14 protein-coding genes are annotated in these 17,537 nt (G+C 48.2%); 10 read left to right on the forward strand and 4 right to left on the reverse strand.

The features are described from left to right. Positions 1 to 4: 4 nt before the first annotated feature. The gene (locus K3G25_RS15920) at positions 5 to 1,000 is read left to right on the forward strand and encodes a DUF3048 domain-containing protein (protein ID WP_017419031.1); all 996 of its coding nucleotides are present in this window, start codon (positions 5 to 7) and stop codon (positions 998 to 1,000) included. Positions 1,001 to 1,002: 2 nt separating this feature from the next. Further along, positions 1,003 to 1,314 (forward strand): YerC/YecD family TrpR-related protein, encoded by a 312-nt coding sequence (locus tag K3G25_RS15925; RefSeq protein ID WP_003155745.1) that lies wholly within the window; start codon positions 1,003 to 1,005, stop codon positions 1,312 to 1,314. A 35-nt stretch (positions 1,315 to 1,349) separates the two neighbouring features. Here K3G25_RS15925 and K3G25_RS15930 read toward each other — a convergent pair whose 3' ends face one another. Then, on the reverse strand, positions 1,350 to 2,924 hold the full coding sequence (locus K3G25_RS15930) for an FMN-binding glutamate synthase family protein (protein ID WP_232489399.1): 1,575 nt from the start codon (positions 2,922 to 2,924) through the stop codon (positions 1,350 to 1,352). A gap of 195 nt (positions 2,925 to 3,119) precedes the next feature. On the opposite strand from K3G25_RS15930, the gene K3G25_RS15935 reads away from it, so the two are divergent. The 5 genes from K3G25_RS15935 (at position 3,120) to K3G25_RS15955 (ending at position 10,562) form a co-directional block, all read left to right on the forward strand. Further along, positions 3,120 to 3,809, forward strand: coding sequence for a heptaprenylglyceryl phosphate synthase (locus K3G25_RS15935; protein WP_003155740.1), 690 nt, complete (start codon positions 3,120 to 3,122; stop codon positions 3,807 to 3,809). 57 nt (positions 3,810 to 3,866) lie between these two features. Further along, positions 3,867 to 6,086, forward strand: a complete 2,220-nt coding sequence (gene pcrA / locus K3G25_RS15940) for a DNA helicase PcrA (protein ID WP_021495175.1) — start codon at positions 3,867 to 3,869, stop codon at positions 6,084 to 6,086. A 24-nt stretch (positions 6,087 to 6,110) separates the two neighbouring features. Next, the gene (gene ligA, locus K3G25_RS15945) at positions 6,111 to 8,117 is read left to right on the forward strand and encodes an NAD-dependent DNA ligase LigA (protein ID WP_121984691.1); all 2,007 of its coding nucleotides are present in this window, start codon (positions 6,111 to 6,113) and stop codon (positions 8,115 to 8,117) included. Positions 8,118 to 8,132: 15 nt separating this feature from the next. Then, positions 8,133 to 9,329, forward strand: coding sequence for a CamS family sex pheromone protein (locus K3G25_RS15950; protein ID WP_014417115.1), 1,197 nt, complete (start codon positions 8,133 to 8,135; stop codon positions 9,327 to 9,329). A gap of 237 nt (positions 9,330 to 9,566) precedes the next feature. After that, positions 9,567 to 10,562, forward strand: a complete 996-nt coding sequence (locus K3G25_RS15955) for a phosphotransferase enzyme family protein (protein WP_053285246.1) — start codon at positions 9,567 to 9,569, stop codon at positions 10,560 to 10,562. Between the two features lie 37 nt (positions 10,563 to 10,599). Here the strand turns inward: K3G25_RS15955 and K3G25_RS15960 are convergent, their stop codons facing one another. Further along, positions 10,600 to 11,292, reverse strand: a complete 693-nt coding sequence (locus K3G25_RS15960) for an MgtC/SapB family protein (RefSeq protein ID WP_003155735.1) — start codon at positions 11,290 to 11,292, stop codon at positions 10,600 to 10,602. A gap of 120 nt (positions 11,293 to 11,412) precedes the next feature. Further along, entirely contained in the window at positions 11,413 to 12,891 is a 1,479-nt protein-coding gene (gene putP, locus K3G25_RS15965) for a sodium/proline symporter PutP (protein WP_021495172.1), read from the reverse strand. Positions 12,892 to 13,312: 421 nt separating this feature from the next. Here putP and gatC point away from each other — a divergent pair, with 421 nt between their 5' ends. Genes gatC through gatB form a run of 3 tightly spaced genes read left to right on the forward strand, consistent with a single transcriptional unit; the run spans position 13,313 to position 16,519 of the window. Next, on the forward strand, positions 13,313 to 13,603 hold the full coding sequence (gene gatC, locus K3G25_RS15970; RefSeq protein ID WP_003155732.1) for an Asp-tRNA(Asn)/Glu-tRNA(Gln) amidotransferase subunit GatC: 291 nt from the start codon (positions 13,313 to 13,315) through the stop codon (positions 13,601 to 13,603). A gap of 14 nt (positions 13,604 to 13,617) precedes the next feature. Then, positions 13,618 to 15,075, forward strand: a complete 1,458-nt coding sequence (gene gatA / locus K3G25_RS15975) for an Asp-tRNA(Asn)/Glu-tRNA(Gln) amidotransferase subunit GatA (RefSeq protein WP_007408915.1) — start codon at positions 13,618 to 13,620, stop codon at positions 15,073 to 15,075. Positions 15,076 to 15,088: 13 nt separating this feature from the next. Continuing rightward, positions 15,089 to 16,519 (forward strand): Asp-tRNA(Asn)/Glu-tRNA(Gln) amidotransferase subunit GatB, encoded by a 1,431-nt coding sequence (gene gatB / locus K3G25_RS15980; RefSeq protein ID WP_003155730.1) that lies wholly within the window; start codon positions 15,089 to 15,091, stop codon positions 16,517 to 16,519. 63 nt (positions 16,520 to 16,582) lie between these two features. On the opposite strand, the gene K3G25_RS15985 is transcribed toward gatB, so the two are convergent. Further along, on the reverse strand, positions 16,583 to 17,431 hold the full coding sequence (locus K3G25_RS15985) for a TetR/AcrR family transcriptional regulator (protein ID WP_021495171.1): 849 nt from the start codon (positions 17,429 to 17,431) through the stop codon (positions 16,583 to 16,585). Positions 17,432 to 17,537 lie beyond the last annotated feature (106 nt).

A 17,537-nucleotide genomic window follows, 5' to 3' on the forward strand; every position in this document is an offset into this window, starting at 1 on the left:
ACATATGAAAAGATGGAAAACCGTTTGTATGCTTTGTTTTGCGTTTTTGCTGCTTGCCGCCTGCCGGCAGAACAATGCCGATCAGGTGCAGCCGAAAGAAGCGGAAGCTCCTTTAACGGGGCTGAAAACTGAGCAGAAGCTTGCAGAACGCCGTCCGATTGCAGTCGCAGTGAACAATCATCCGAAGGCGAGGCCCCAATCCGGGCTGTCAAAGGCGGATGTTGTCATCGAGGCGCTTGCGGAGGGCCGGATTACGCGGTTTCTCGCGATTTTTCAAAGTGAGATGCCGGAAACGGTCGGGCCTGTGCGGAGCGCGAGGGAATATTTTGTCACGCTCAGCAGCGGGTTTAACAGCATATTTGTCCATCATGGCTGGAGTCCCGGCGCAAAAAAGCAGCTGGAGTCCGGAGCTTACGATTATATAAACGGTTTGGATTTTGACGGAAGCCTGTTTTGGAGAGCCGATTTCAGCAAGCCGCCCCACAATTCCTACACGTCGTATGACAATATCAGGAAGGCGGCGGAACAAAAAGGATACAAGCTGAACGGAAAAACAGAACCGCTCCCATTTCAGACATCAGATGCAAAACCCGGAAACGAAACCTACAATATTCGGATAGATTATGGAACACAAAACATTACAAATCTTGTCGAATACGATTATGATAAAAAAGCTGATGCTTATACAAGAAGCTCTGATGGTGTGAAAGCGACAGACCGGGAGACCGGAAAGCCTTTAGCCATGCACAACATTTTTATTGTTGAAGCCGGCCATCGCATGACAGACAAAGATGGAAGGCGGGCCATCGATATTCAGTCAGGGGGGAAGGGCCTCCTGCTTCAGCACGGCGATGTTATGGAGTCAGACTGGGAATATAAAGACGGCCGTATTCTGCCCGTAAAAGGCGGTGAGATTCTTCCGTTTGTGCCAGGAAAGACATGGATTAATATCGTGCCTGATCTCGATGCAGCTTCCATTAGTAAAGGAGAAGGTGTTTGACGATGCAAATCGATAAATTACGCGGAAAAGAACTGGACCAGTTATTTTTATCTATTTTATCGCTGAAAGATCTGGAGGAATGCTATCGTTTCTTTGACGATCTTTGTACGATTAATGAAATCCAATCGCTGGCGCAGCGTTTGGAAGTGGCAAGAATGCTCCGCGAAGGAAATACGTATCACAAAATTGAAAGCGAAACGGGTGCTTCCACAGCGACGATTTCCCGGGTGAAGCGCTGCTTAAATTACGGAAACGACGCCTATGAAATGGCGCTTGACCGCGTAAACAAAGGAGAATCCTCCTCAGCTACGTAAAAAACCGCTCTGCCGATGACGGCAGGCGGTTTTTTTTATGCGTGCTGATTCAAAAGGCCGGGAAGTTCCCTCAGGCTTCCGTCTTCCTCCCGGTATACGATGTGTTCAGCTGAGAAATGAACCGGCGAGCTGATGCCCGCCGCCGCGGCAAGGTGAAACAGCCCTTCACGCAACGAGAGCACGTAGTTGCAGACGCGGTGCTGTTTATCTTCGATACTGAGCGCGCGCTGAAGTTTTGGATCGGTTGTCGCCACTCCGACAGGACAATGATTGGTGTGGCATACTTGAGCGCGGATACAGCCGACTGAAAACATCATTCCCCGGGCAATATTGACAAAATCCGCGCCTAACGCGAGGGCAACGGCAATCTTATCCGGAGTGAGCAGCTTTCCGGATGCGAAAATTTTCAGCTTATCTCTTATCCCGTATGTCTTCAAAAGGCCGTCAACAAGGGGAAGGCCGGTCAGAATCGGCAGGCCGACGGAATCCGCCAGCTCATGGAAAGAAGCTCCCGTTCCCCCTTCACTGCCGTCAATCGTAATAAAGTCGGGAAGTTTGCCTGATGAGCTCATACAGGAAATAAGGTCTTCAAGGTCTTTGCGGCTTCCCGGGACAATTTTGATGCCGACCGGTTTTTCGCCGACAGTCCTTAATTTCTCAATGAAATCAAGCATGTCCGGGACATTTGAGAACTCGTTGAAGCGGTTTGGGCTGTCAATGGATTGTCCGGGCTGCACATTTCTGATGGCGGCAATTTCTTCGGTCACCTTTGAACCGTCAATATGCCCGCCTCTTGCTTTCGCCCCTTGCGCAAGCTTTAATTCAAAGGCTTTAATCTGCTCGAGGCGGCTTTTTTTCTTAAATTCTTCCCATGAAAATTCTCCATCTTCAGTGCGCACGCCGAACAGCCCGGGACCGATTTGGCAGATAATATCCGCGCCGCCTTTCAGGTGATACTCAGACAGGCCGCCTTCGCCTGTATTCATCCATGTGCCGCCGGCCTGGTGCAGCCCTTTTGACAGGGCGGTAATTGCCCGGTCGCCAAGTGAGCCGTAGCTCATCGCTGATTGTCCGATTAACCCTTTCACATAAAACGGCTTCTTGCATGTATCGCGGCCGATCACTTGCACATCGTCCGGATGCAGGTAATAAGGGTCCGCCTTTGCTTTTTCGCGGTGTTCGCTGCGTTTCAGCAGGTTGTCTTTGTCAATTTTGTATATCATCGTGTCGATCTTCGGCGTCTGATCTGCGCGCAGCTCCTCCCTTTGTTTCGGGAAGAGGGCGTTACGGATATAATAGCCCGGCTGATCGAAATCCCGTTCTGAGCCGAAGCCCATCATTCTGCTTTTATACTTTCCCGACATGACCGTCTGTTCATATTCTCTCCGGGAAAACGGCTGTTCCTCATTATCATTGCTGAATAAATACTGCCGCAGCTCAGGTCCGATTTTTTCAAATATATAGCGCAGTTTTCCCGCTACGGGATAATTGCGCAGCACTGAATGTTCTTCCTGCTTTTCGTCTCTTATGTATATCCAGAAAAACAATGCGGCGGGAACTAAAATAATAAAGATCAATATACAAATCAGTACGATAATGGCTTGTTCCATTGAGATCAGACTCCTTGTCTTTTTTCTCTTTGACATTCCACATATTGTCTGTTTTCAAACATAGCCGTTTCCCGTCCGGCGGAGCGCAATCTTTTTTTGTGAATCAGGTGAATGACGTCTTTTTCCGTTTTTCCGGGCCAAACGAATTTGTTATAATGTTTAAATGGCAAGAAACGAATGGAGGAACGAAAACGCATGTACGATGTTAACGAGTGGAAGCATGTTTTTAAACTCGATCCGAATAAAGATTTACCGGATGAACAGCTGGAACGGCTTTGTGAATCAGGGACTGACGCCATTGTGATCGGAGGAAGCGACAATATCACCGAGGACAATGTGCTGAGACTGATGTCAAAGGTGCGGCGGTTTTTAGTGCCGTGCGTACTTGAGGTGTCGACGATTGATTCCATTGTGCCCGGGTTTGATCTTTATTTCATTCCGAGTGTGCTCAACAGCAAAAAGGCGGACTGGATTGTCGGCATGCATCATCAGGCGATGAAAGAATACGGAGAGCTCATGTCAATGGAGGAAATCGTGACGGAGGGCTACTGCATCGTCAATCCTGATTGTAAGGCGGCCGCTTTGACGGAGGCGGATACACATATAGAAACAGAAGATATTCTCGCCTATGCGCGGGTCGCGGAACATTTGCTTCATCTCCCGATTTTTTATCTGGAATACAGCGGGATGCTGGCGGACATAGAAACGGTGGAGAAAACGAAGGCTGTGCTGGACAAGTCCGTCCTGTTTTACGGAGGCGGCATTAAAGACGCGGAAACGGCGGAACGGTTCGGCCGTCATGCCGATGTCATCGTTGTCGGAAATGCCGTATATGAAGATTTTGATCAGGCGCTCAAAACGGTGGCGGCTGTAAAGACAAAGTAGCCAAGCGGACGAAATTGATTTATGATAGAACATATGTTTGATAGGCGGTGAACGGATATGAATTACATTAGCAATCAATTATTAAGCGGATTAAATCCCGTTCAGCAGGAAGCGGTCAAGACGACGGACGGTCCGCTGCTTCTGATGGCGGGCGCGGGAAGCGGAAAAACACGTGTGCTGACGCACAGAATCGCATACTTAATGGCGGAAAAACACGTGGCGCCATGGAACATTCTGGCGATTACATTTACAAATAAAGCAGCCAGAGAAATGAAGGAGCGGGTGGAGAGCATTCTCGGACCCGGCGCGGATGAAATCTGGATTTCCACCTTCCACAGCATGTGCGTGCGGATTCTGCGCAGGGATATTGACAGAATCGGCATCAACCGAAATTTCTCCATTCTTGATACGGCTGATCAGCTTTCCGTTATTAAAGGGATTCTGAAAGAGCGGAATATCGATCCGAAAAAGTTTGATCCGAGAAGTATTTTAGGCTCCATCAGCAGCGCAAAAAACGAGCTGATCGAACCTGAGGAATTCGCAAAAACGGCCGGCGGCTACTACGATCAGGTCACGAGTGACGTGTATACCGATTATCAGAAAAAACTGCTGAAAAACCAATCGCTCGATTTTGATGATTTAATCATGACGACGATTAAGCTTTTCGAGCGTGTGCCGGAAGTGCTTGAGTTTTATCAGCGTAAATTCCAATACATTCACGTAGACGAGTATCAGGATACGAACAGGGCGCAATACCTGCTTGTGAAGCAGCTTGCGGCCCGTCTTGAAAATATCTGCGTCGTCGGTGACTCCGACCAGTCCATTTACAGATGGCGCGGGGCGGATATCGCGAATATCCTTTCCTTTGAAAAAGATTATCCGAGCGCAAACGTGATTCTGCTCGAGCAAAACTACCGCTCAACAAAGCGGATTCTGCAGGCGGCTAACGAAGTGATCAAAAACAACTCAAACCGCAAGCCGAAAAACCTGTGGACGGAAAATGACGAAGGCATCAAGCTTTCTTATTACAGTGGCGACAATGAATTCGGCGAAGGCCAATTCGTCGCGGGCAAAATTTATGAGCTGAACAGTTCGGGCCGGCGGAAGCTTTCCGATATCGCGATTTTATACCGGACAAACGCCCAGTCGCGCGTCATTGAGGAAACCCTTTTAAAATCCGGACTGAACTACAATATCGTCGGCGGAACCAAGTTCTACGACAGGAAAGAAATTAAAGACATTCTCGCATACCTGCGCCTTGTGTCAAACCCGGACGACGACATCAGTTTTACGCGGATCGTCAATGTGCCGAAGCGGGGCGTCGGCGCAACTTCGCTAGAAAAAATCGCTTCATATGCGGCGATGAACGGAATGTCAATGTTCCAGGCGATCAAACAGGTTGATTTCATCGGCGTCAGCGCAAAAGCGGCAAACGCGCTTGACGGCTTTGGCGCGATGGTTGAAAATCTGACGAACATGCAGGATTACCTGTCCATTACGGAACTCACGGAAGAAATTCTCGAGAAAACGGAATACAGAGAAATGCTGAAGGCCGAAAAATCAATCGAAGCCCAAAGCCGCCTTGAAAATATCGACGAGTTTCTTTCCGTGACGAAAAACTTCGAACAAAAAAGCGAAGACAAGTCTCTCGTCGCGTTTCTGACTGATCTGGCGCTGATCGCGGATATTGACCAGCTCGACCAGAAGGAAGAGGAATCAGGCGGAAAGGATGCCGTCACTTTAATGACACTGCACGCCGCTAAGGGGCTTGAATTTCCTGTCGTGTTCTTAATGGGCATGGAAGAAGGCGTGTTCCCGCACAGCCGCTCCCTGATGGAAGAAGCCGAGATGGAAGAAGAACGCAGGCTCGCATATGTAGGCATTACGAGGGCGGAGGAAGAACTGTATTTAACGAATGCCAAAATGCGCACCTTATTCGGCCGCACCAATATGAATCCGGAATCCCGCTTTATCAGGGAAATACCTGGCGATTTATTGGAGAACCTAAATGAGAAGAAAACACCTCGCATGCAGCCGGGAAGAAAAGTGCAGCCAAAACGCGGGCCCGTATCCCGTCCCGTTTCCTATGCGAACAAAACAGGCGGCGACTCGCTCAGCTGGGCGGTCGGCGATAAAGCGGGCCATAAAAAATGGGGCACCGGAACGGTTGTCAGCGTAAAAGGAGAAGGCGAAAGCACCGAGCTTGATATTGCATTCCCGAGCCCAGTCGGCGTGAAGCGTCTGCTTGCCGCTTTTGCGCCGATTGAAAAGCAGTAACCTGAAGAGGAAAGGAAGAACATGATGGACAAAGAAACAGCGAAACACCGGGCAGAAGAATTGCGCCGCACCATCGATCAGTACAGTTATGAATATTACACCTTAGATGAACCGAGCGTGCCGGATTCCGAGTACGACAGACTGATGCAGGAGCTGATTGCCATAGAGGAAGAGCACCCGGAGCTCAGAATGCCTGATTCGCCCACACAGCGGGTCGGGGGAGCGGTGCTTGAATCGTTTCAAAAGGTGCAGCACGGCACGCCGATGCTCAGTCTCGGCAACGCATTTAACGATGATGATCTCCGCGATTTTGACCGCCGCGTCCGTCAGGCTGTCGGTGCCGGCGTCGCTTATAACGTGGAGCTGAAAATAGACGGTCTTGCTGTTTCTCTCCGTTATGAAGACGGCTATTTCGTCAGAGGCGCGACAAGAGGAGACGGAACGACGGGCGAAGATATCACGGAAAACTTAAAAACGATCCGCAACATTCCGCTGAAAATGAAACGGAATCTTTCCATAGAAGTGCGCGGAGAGGCGTACATGCCGAAACAGTCATTTGAAGCCCTCAATGAAGAAAGGCTGAAACATGAAGAGGAGCCGTTCGCCAATCCCCGGAACGCGGCTGCGGGCTCACTCAGACAGCTCGATCCGAAAATTGCAGCGAAACGAAATCTTGACATCTTCGTCTACAGTATAGCGGAGCTTGACGAAATGGGTGTGGAAACACAGAGTCAGGGCCTGGATTTTCTGGATGAGCTCGGTTTTAAAACAAATCAGGAACGGAAAAAATGCGCCACGATAGATGAAGTCATTGAAATGATCGAAGAGCTGCAGGCGAAGCGGGCCGATCTCCCGTATGAAATTGACGGGATCGTCATCAAAGTCGATTCGCTCGATCAACAGGAAGAACTCGGGTATACGGCAAAAAGCCCGCGCTGGGCGATTGCTTATAAATTCCCGGCGGAAGAGGTCGTGACAAAACTGCTCGATATCGAACTGAATGTCGGAAGAACGGGCGTCATTACGCCGACCGCCGTTCTGGAACCGGTAAAAGTCGCGGGAACGACGGTCTCAAGAGCATCCCTTCATAACGAAGATTTAATTAAAGAGAAGGATATCCGCATTCTCGATAAAGTGGTCGTCAAAAAAGCGGGCGACATCATCCCTGAGGTCGTCAATGTCTTAATCGAACAGCGGACCGGGGAAGAAAAAGAATTCAATATGCCTACCAGCTGCCCTGAGTGCGAGAGCGAACTTGTCCGCATTGAAGGGGAAGTCGCGCTGCGCTGCATCAATCCGGAATGTCCGGCGCAGATCAGAGAAGGCCTGATTCACTTTGTCTCACGCAACGCGATGAATATTGACGGACTCGGAGAACGTGTCATCACACAGCTTTTCCGTGAACATCTCGTCCGTAATGTCGCTGATTTGTATAAGCTGACGAAAGAGCAGGTCATCCGGCTTGAGCGGATGGGGGAAAAATCAACTGACAATCTGATCAGCTCCATCCAAAAGTCGAAAGAGAATTCGCTGGAACGCCTGCTGTTCGGTCTCGGCATCCGTTTTATCGGCTCAAAAGCGGCCAAAACACTCGCCATGCATTTTGAAAGCCTGGAAAATCTGAAACAAGCCACGGAAGAAGAGCTGCTTGCGGTAGATGAAATCGGCGAAAAGATGGCCGATGCCGTTGTCACCTATTTCCGTAAAGAAGAAATGGTTGAGCTATTGAATGAACTTGAGGAACTCGGTGTGAACACACTCTACAAAGGCCCGAAAAAAGTAAAAGCGGAGGACAGCGACTCTTATTTTGCCGGCAAAACCATCGTGTTAACCGGAAAGCTTGAAGAGCTGTCCAGAAATGAAGCCAAGGCGCAGATTGAAGCGCTCGGCGGAAAGCTGACGGGATCTGTCAGCAAAAAAACAGACTTGCTGATTGCCGGAGAAGCGGCCGGAAGCAAGCTGACAAAAGCGCAGGAATTAAACATTGAAGTATGGAATGAAGCACAGCTATTGGGAGAGCTAAAGAAATAAGAGGAGTGTTTTCTATTGAAAAAGATGTTGGCATTGGCGGCGACGGCAACGGCGGCAGTACTCATGCTGTCGGCCTGTTCGCCGAGTTTCGGGGGGAACAAAGAGGAAGAGATCACGCAGAAAACGGCAAAGTCTTCTGAAAAAGCGATCATACCGAAATATAATATCTCTGATTCCTACTATAAAATGGTGCTTCCGTTTAAGGCCGGAAAAGCGCGCGGCCTGACCGCGGACCGGCTGAACACGAGGCTGGACATCGATGAATTCGAGACGGGTCTGATGCGGCTCGCTCAAGACACGTTCCCGACGGATGACTATTTGTATCAGGAAGGCCAGTATTTAGATGAGGACACGGTACTCAGCTGGCTTGACCGCAAAAAAGAGGGCAGTGATCTGAAAAAGGCGAAAAAGGCAGATGCCAATTTTCAGAATCTCGGCTTAAACCCGGTGCTGCCAAGCTCGGGATCGGCAAAAGAGAAAAATGAAAACAGCCCGATTTACTTAGCGTCTATGCTTGAACAGGATTACTTAGTAAGAAAAGATAAAAATTCCATCCAGCTTGGCGGTGTCATGATCGGTCTCGCTCTCAACTCTGTTTACTATTACCGCGAAAACACAGGTGATCCGCAGCAGGAAGTGGAGCTCAGTGACAAAACGATCCGCAGCCACGGTGAAGAAATCGCCCAGGAAGTCGTTAACCGCCTTCGGAAAATGGATAACCTGAAAAATGTGCCGATTACCGTCGCCCTTTATAAACAAGCGCCGAAAACATCAATCGTGCCGGGGAATTACATTGCGAAAACAGAAGTCAAGGCCGGCTCATCCACCATTTCAAACTGGGATGATGTCAAAGAAAAGTACGTCTTCTATCCGGCGGATACAGACACGGCAAAGAAATACCCTGATGATTCCGAAGTGTTTAAACGCTTCAAAAACGCCATCGACAGCTACTTCCCGAATTACACCGGAGTCGTCGGAACGGCAATGTACGAAAACGATGAAATGAGAAAAATGAAGATTGAAATCCCGATGCAATTTTACGGGAAAAGCGAAGTTATCGCCTTTACCCAATACTTAACAGGTGAGCTGATGGATTATTATTCAAAAAGCTCAGTTGATGTCGAAATTAACATTACCTCGTCTGACGGCCAGGAAGCGCTGATCGTCCGCAATGCGGGTGACAAAGAACCGACCGTCCATATTTACGATTAACCAAGATGCCCTTGTTCATTTCTGTATGAGCAAGGGTTTTTTTATTGTGAATATCGTTGGAGAGAGGGATGAGGTATGTTAAGATATTTGTATAATTAGGAATTAACAGGAAAACACATTTCATTTCTAAGCGGATGTTACGAATCTGCTGTGAAAAAAGAAGGGCAGGAATGTTGATGAATGACATTTGCTGAGTACACACACCGCCTACAAACGTTATGAAAAGGGTGAATCAGCATGCATAAAGATATTAAAGCGATTTTTGAGGAAGATAAGGTACTGGCTGAGGCCGGTGAAATATACGGCTTTACCAAGTTTCAATTTATCGCGGACGCAGAGAACTACGTATATGAAATTGTGAAAGATAACGAACCTTATATCTTAAAAATTACGCATACGATCAGAAGAACACCGGAATATATTCTCGGAGAAATGGAATGGCTTCATCATCTGGCAAAGGGAGGGCTTTCAGCAGCAAAACCGATTCCTTCATTAAATGGCAGAGATGTCGAAGAAGTGCCGGATGGAAAAGGCGGAGCGTTTTTAGTAAGAGTCTATGAAAAAGCGCCCGGACGCAAAGTGGAGGAATCAGACTGGAACGGAACTCTGTTTTACGAGCTTGGAAAATACACGGGGAACATGCACCGGCTGACGAAAAGCTACTGTCTGAGCGATCCGGCATATAAAAGGCAGGAATGGGATGAAGAGGAGCAGCTGAAGCTGAGAAAATACGTGCCCGCAGATCAGCATCTCGTATTTGAGCGGGCGGATGCTCTAATGGAAAAACTGCGCCGTTTGCCGAAGAATCCTGAAAACTACGGCCTTGTGCACGCCGATCTGCACCACGGCAATTTCAATTGGGACAACGGTAAAATCACTGCATTTGATTTTGATGATACCGGCTACAATTGGTTTGTGAATGATATCAGTATTCTGCTGTACAACATGTTGTGGTATCCGGTCATCCCGTATGAAGACAAGGCCGCGTTTACGGGTGAATTCATGACACACTTTATGAAAGGCTACAGGGAAGAAAATGACCTTGACCCCGCCTGGCTTGAACACATCCCGGATTTTCTCCGGCTGCGCCATATGCTGATCTACGGATTATTGCATCAGGCGTTTGACCTCAATGCACTCGGGGACGAGGAACTTGAGATGCTGAAAACCTTCAGGCGCGATATCGAAAACGAAACCCCGATTACGGAGTATAACTTTTCTGCATTCGTATAAATAGAAAAACGCCGGCTGAATCCAGCCCGGCGTTTTTTTATAGCGTATCACACTTCACTCCGACGACACCCTGAATTTCTTTAATATCATAATAGACGTCAGTGGTGTAGCGGTTTTTGTGAACACTGACTTTCACTTCCATAATCGGAAATTCTTTTTCACCCAGATCATCAATCCGGACGGAGTGAATGCGGAGCTGTTTGCTTTTCATTTCTTTTAAAATCTCGGTCATTTTGTCTTTATCGGAAAGAGACATTCTCACGCGGATATCCTTTTCCTTCAAGCGGTTGGGACCGATTTTTCTGATCAGCCACGGAAGAAATTCGACACTGATCAGGATAAACAAGAGGCTTGCGAACGCCTCTTTATAAAAGCCGGCGCCTGTCGCCAGACCGAGCCCGGCTGCGCCCCAGATGATAGCCGATGTCGTCAGGCCGGAAATGACGTCATTGCTTTTGCGCAGGATCACGCCCGCACCGATAAAACCGACGCCGGAAATGATTTGGGCGGGAAGGCGGAGCGGATCCATCATGATACGGTAATATTTTGGGAAATGATATGCCGCATTAATGCTGACGATCGTCAGCATACAGGAGCTGACGGCGATGACGATACAGGTTTTCAGGCCGAGCGGTTTGTTTTTCAGCTCGCGTTCAAGACCGATGATCATGCCGATCAGCGTGGCAATGCCCAGCTTTAATAAAATGTCTGGTTCGATAGGCCAGCTCAATTTGCACAGCACCTCCGCAATTTTTCTTATAATAAATTGATATGATTTTCTCACAGTATTTATAGCAGGACAAGTGCGGAAGAAAAAAGCCGTCAGGGATAAAATCTGACGGCTTTTTGTCTATTTCTTGTTTTTCAAAAGAGCTTCCATCCGGCTGAACAGCTGATAAGAAGCATCGGCCGGTTTTTTGGTCAGCAGGCTGACGGCAATACCGGCAATCAGACTGAGGAAGAACCCCGGAATGATTTCGTATATGCCGGTTGAAGCGGCAAGCCCTGTCGTGATCCAGATTAAAACGGCCGCGGCCCCGGTAATCATCGCCGCAAGCGCTCCCCATTCATTCATCCGTTTCCAGTACAGACTGAGCAAGAGCGCCGGGCCGATAGCCGAACCGAAGCCTGCCCACGCATATCCGACCAGATCAAGAATGGTGCTGTTCGGATTCATGGAAAGCAGGATGGCGATAACGGCCACGATCAATACCGACAGGCGTCCGGTCATGACCAATTCTTTATCGCTCGCTTCCCGTCTGAAAAAGGCGCGGTATAAATCTTCCGTAATGGCGCTTGCCGTTACGAGAAGCTGTGAGGAAATGGAACTCATGATCGCCGCTAAAATTGCGGACAGCAAGAAGCCCGTAATCAGCGGATGGAACAAGATTTTAGAAAAAATAATGAAAATCGTTTCCGGATCTTTTACGGAGACCCCGAAGTGATGAGAATACGCAACCCCGATAATCCCGGTAAGCAATGAACCGACAACTGAAATAACCATCCAGCTCATCCCGATTCTGCGGGCGGGTTTTAAATCTTTCACTTCTTTAATCGCCATAAATCGTACGATGATATGAGGCTGGCCGTAATAGCCGAGTCCCCATGCCAAATAAGAAATAATGCTAATGACGCTCGCGCCTTTAAAGATATCCAATAGTTTCGGGTTAACGGCGTTGATCGAATCAATCGTCGTTGAAACGCTCCCGAGCTGGGTAAAAGCAACGATCGGCACAAGCACTAATGCCGCAAACATGATCGCTCCCTGTACAAAGTCAGTCAGACTGACAGCGAGGAAACCGCCAAACAGCGTGTAAAGCACAACAACACCGGCCGTTAAAAACAAACCGAATTTGTAGTCGGCGCCGAATGCCGATTCAAATAACCTGCCTCCGGATACCATCCCGGACGATGTGTACAGCGTGAAAAAGATCATAATAATCACGGCGGAAACAATTTTCAGCAATGATGACGAGTGGCGGAACCGTTTATCGAAAAAATCGGGAATCGTAATCGCATCATCCGCAACTTCCGTGTAAGCGCGCAGCCTCGGAGCAAGCAGCAGATAATTTGAATACGCGCCGATCGTCAAACCGAGCGCCAGCCATAAGGTCGATAACCCCGTTGCGAACATTGCGCCGGGAACTCCCATCAGCATCCATGCGCTCATATCGGCCGCACCTGCGGACAGCGCCGTTACGAACGGGCCTAGTCCTCTTCCGCCCAGCATGTAATCATTAATATTCGTTGTCTTCCTGAATGCGTACCAGCCGATTAACAGCATGGCAGCAAAGTAAATGCCAAGAGATATAATTAATTCAATACTCACGTTTTTGGACCCTCTCTTCTTTCATGTAAATGTTGCATCACCTCTGCAGATTAGTAGTGCCGGAATATGCGCCGGCGATCCAGCCTTTAGTCATCATTCCATGCGGATCGCATGATTTAGTGCTGGCTATGGTTACTAAACCTAACAAAGTATCCCCGATCAATCAACTCTCGAAACCTGGCCCGCTCAAGGAAAAAATCCCCGCCAACATAGAACAGCTTAGAGATGAAAACGCTACCAATAAATTATAAAAGTAAAAATTTTCTGACATATAATTCGTTTCTCTTTCTCCCCGATTTAGGATAAAATAGAGAGGGTTTCATCATGCCTCAGAAGGCGGCGTTTTGTTGCTTTAGAGGGCTCATTTTTGATATGATCAGTATTATATGACGAAACGGAGAATTATGCGGAGGTGGATCTTATGTCACGAATTTCTATAGAAGAAGTAAAGCATGTCGCTCATTTGGCGAGACTCGCCATTACGGATGAAGAAGCTGAAATGTTCACAGAACAGCTTGACAGCATCATCTCGTTTGCCGAGGAGCTTAATGAAGTGGACACGGATAACGTGGAACCGACAACACACGTGCTGAAAATGAAAAACGTAATGAGAGAAGATGAAGCGGGTAAAGGCCTTCCGGTCGAGGATGTCATGAAAAATGCTCCCGATCATAAAGACGGCTATGTCCGTGTGCCATCTATTCTGGATTAAAGGAGGGAGACAGTATGTCATTATTTGATCACAAAATCACAGAACTGAAACAAATGATACATAAAAAAGAAATCAAGATTTCCGATCTTGTTGATGAATCTTACAAACGGATCGCATCCGTGGATGATAAGGTGCAGGCGTTTTTACAGCTTGATGAAGAAAGAGCCCGCGCTTACGCGAAAGAACTTGACGAAGCGGTTGACGGACGGTCTGAACACGGTCTTCTCTTCGGAATGCCGATCGGCGTCAAAGACAACATCGTGACCAAAGGGCTTCGCACAACATGCTCAAGCAAAATCCTCGAAAACTTCGATCCGATTTACGATGCGACGGTCGTGGAGCGCCTTCAAGCCGCTGAAGCCGTCACGATCGGAAAGCTGAATATGGACGAGTTCGCGATGGGTTCTTCTACTGAAAACTCCGCGTACAAAGCGACGAAAAACCCTTGGAATCTCGATACGGTTCCCGGCGGATCAAGCGGCGGTTCCGCAGCTGCGGTTGCCGCGGGCGAAGTGCCGTTTTCACTCGGATCTGATACGGGCGGCTCCATCCGCCAGCCGGCTTCTTTCTGCGGCGTCGTCGGATTAAAGCCCACATACGGACGCGTGTCGCGTTACGGTTTGGTCGCTTTTGCGTCTTCACTGGACCAGATCGGGCCGATCACAAGAACCGTAGAAGATAACGCATTCCTGCTTCAGGCGATTTCAGGCCCGGACAAAATGGACTCTACGAGCGCCAATGTCGAAGTGCCGGATTTTCTTTCTTCATTAACTGGCGATATTAAAGGCTTAAAAATCGCCGTACCGAAAGAATATCTCGGAGAAGGCGTCGGCAAAGAAGCGAAAGAATCGGTTTTAGCCGCTTTAAAAGTGCTTGAAGACCTCGGAGCGACATGGGAAGAAGTATCTCTGCCGCACAGCAAATACGCGCTTGCGACGTATTATCTGCTGTCTTCTTCCGAAGCGTCTGCAAACCTTGCGCGCTTTGACGGCATCCGCTACGGCTACCGCTCAGACAATGCGGACAACCTGATCGACCTTTATAAACAGACACGCTCAGAAGGCTTCGGCAATGAAGTGAAGCGCCGCATCATGCTCGGCACCTTCGCGCTCAGCTCCGGCTACTATGACGCGTATTACAAAAAAGCGCAAAAAGTGCGCACGCTTATTAAGAAAGATTTTGAAGACGTATTTGAGAAATACGATGTCATCGTCGGACCGACAACGCCGACACCGGCATTCAAAATCGGCGAAAAAACCAGCGATCCGCTCACAATGTACGCCAACGATATTTTAACGATCCCTGTCAACCTCGCGGGTGTGCCGGGAATCAGCGTGCCGTGCGGATTTGCGGACGGGCTGCCGCTCGGATTGCAAATCATCGGAAAACACTTCGATGAAGGCACTGTATACCGCGTCGCTCATGCTTTTGAGCAGGCAACAGATCATCATAAAGCGAAACCTGAACTGTAAGGGGTGAAATGAAGTGAACTTTGAAACGGTAATCGGACTTGAAGTCCATGTGGAATTAAAAACAAAATCTAAAATTTTCTCAAGCTCACCGACGCCATTCGGCGCGGAAGCGAATACCCAAACGAGCGTCATCGACCTCGGCTATCCCGGCGTGCTGCCCGTTTTGAACAAAGAAGCGGTTGAATTCGCGATGAAAGCCGCAATGGCTTTGAACTGTGAAATCGCAACGGATACGAAGTTTGACCGGAAAAACTATTTCTATCCGGACAACCCGAAGGCATATCAAATTTCTCAATTTGACAAGCCGATCGGCGAAAACGGCTGGATCGAAATCGAAGTCGGCGGAAAAACGAAAAAAATCGGCATTACCCGTCTTCACCTTGAAGAAGATGCGGGAAAACTGACGCATACGGGCGACGGCTATTCCCTCGTTGACTTCAACCGCCAAGGCACGCCGCTTGTCGAGATTGTATCTGAGCCGGATATCCGCACACCGGAGGAAGCTTACGCATATCTCGAAAAGCTGAAATCAATTATCCAATACACAGGCGTTTCCGACTGTAAAATGGAAGAAGGTTCACTGCGTTGTGACGCCAACATTTCCCTTCGTCCGATCGGCCAGGAGAAATTCGGCACAAAAACGGAGCTGAAAAACCTGAACTCCTTCGCATTCGTGCAAAAAGGACTTGAGCATGAAGAAAAACGCCAAGAGCAGGTGCTTCTGTCAGGCGGAGTCATTCAGCAGGAGACGCGCCGCTACGATGAAGCGACGAAAAAAACCATTTTGATGCGTGTCAAAGAAGGTTCGGACGACTATCGTTATTTCCCTGAGCCTGACCTTGTCGAGCTCTACATTGATGACGAATGGAAAGAACGCGTAAGAGCAACCATTCCTGAGCTTCCGGACGAGCGCCGCAAGCGTTATATCGAAGAGCTCGGCCTGCCTGCTTATGACGCAATGGTTCTGACGCTGACGAAAGAAATGGCTGATTTCTTCGAAGAAACGGTCAATAAAGGCGCAGAAGCCAAGCAGGCATCAAACTGGCTGATGGGTGAAGTCTCAGCTTACCTGAACGCCGAACAAAAAGAGCTTGAGGATGTCGCCCTGACTCCTGAAGGCCTTGCCGGCATGATTAAGCTGATTGAAAAAGGAACCATCTCGTCCAAAATCGCGAAGAAAGTCTTTAAAGAATTAATTGAAAAAGGCGGCGACGCAGAAAAAATCGTCAAAGAAAAAGGCCTCGTGCAGATTTCTGACGAAAGCGTGCTTCTGAAGCTGGTAACAGATGCGCTTGACAGCAACCCGCAGTCAATTGAAGACTTCAAAAACGGAAAAGACCGCGCGATCGGCTTCCTTGTCGGGCAGATTATGAAAGCCTCAAAAGGACAGGCCAACCCGCCGATGGTCAACAAGATCTTACTTGAAGAAATCAAAAAACGATAAAAAAAGCAGCCGCCTCTAAGGGCGCTGCTGACACGGAGACCGGTAAGCGCCGGTCTCTTTTTTTTATAAGCTGAAATAGGTTTCAATGGAAGCCCGCAGCGTTTCAATCTGCTCATTTCCGCTGCCTGCCAAGTTGGACAGCATTCCTTTAATAATCGGTTTTCGCGGCTCTTCCTTTGCGCATTCCTCTTCAATGACTTCAAGCGATACGAGGACGTCCTCAGGCAGCCCCTGCTGTGCTTTTATCTTTTGAATATCCGCAAGCAGTCTTTCTCTGTCCGCCGCGGGCTGAGTGAAGATATCCTCAGGCAGCAGCGGATCGGGGTTGTCTTTTATCAGTCCCGTAATCAGATCATCGATTCTGGCAATCAGAAAGGCCGCCACGTTTTCCGTCCGGAATGCCGTATGTTCATTAAAAATCAAGAAATGAATATAGGAGCTCACAATTCCTTGCGCCATAACGGACGCATCCGCTATAAACGGTGTGACGGCATCTCCGTAAACGGAGAGCAACGCATCCCGATACAGCATGTTAAATTGAATATTGGCCTCATGAAAATACTGCTTGACCTTTTGATTTTCAGGAATGACCTTTTCGCTCAGCAAGAGAATGATAAAGTCCTTGTGCTCCATAAATTCCTGGAATTGATAAGCGATTTGTTTTCGAAATACGTCCTTAGGCGGTTTATGCTGATGTTCTGTTTTGATTTTCTTTATTTCTTCCATGGACATGCCGATGTAATACTCACATGCTGACAGCAAAAGGTCTTCTTTTGATTTGAAATGGAGATAGAAGGCTCCTTTTGAAATTCCGCATTCACCGGCGATTTCCTGAATGGTTGTTGAAGAAAACCCTTTTTTGGCAAATAAATGGATGCCTGTTTTTATGATTTTCTCTTTTTTTTCGTTCATGACGTGCTTCCCCTTAATCCTGAAAAATTTAGAAAAATTTACTGCCTTATTAGTTGACGATGTTGAGTTATACCGTTTAGTATTATATAGAATGACCAGTCAGTCA

Source organism: Bacillus sp. FCW2, from assembly GCF_021228595.1.
Classification (GTDB): domain Bacteria; phylum Bacillota; class Bacilli; order Bacillales; family Bacillaceae; genus Bacillus; species Bacillus velezensis.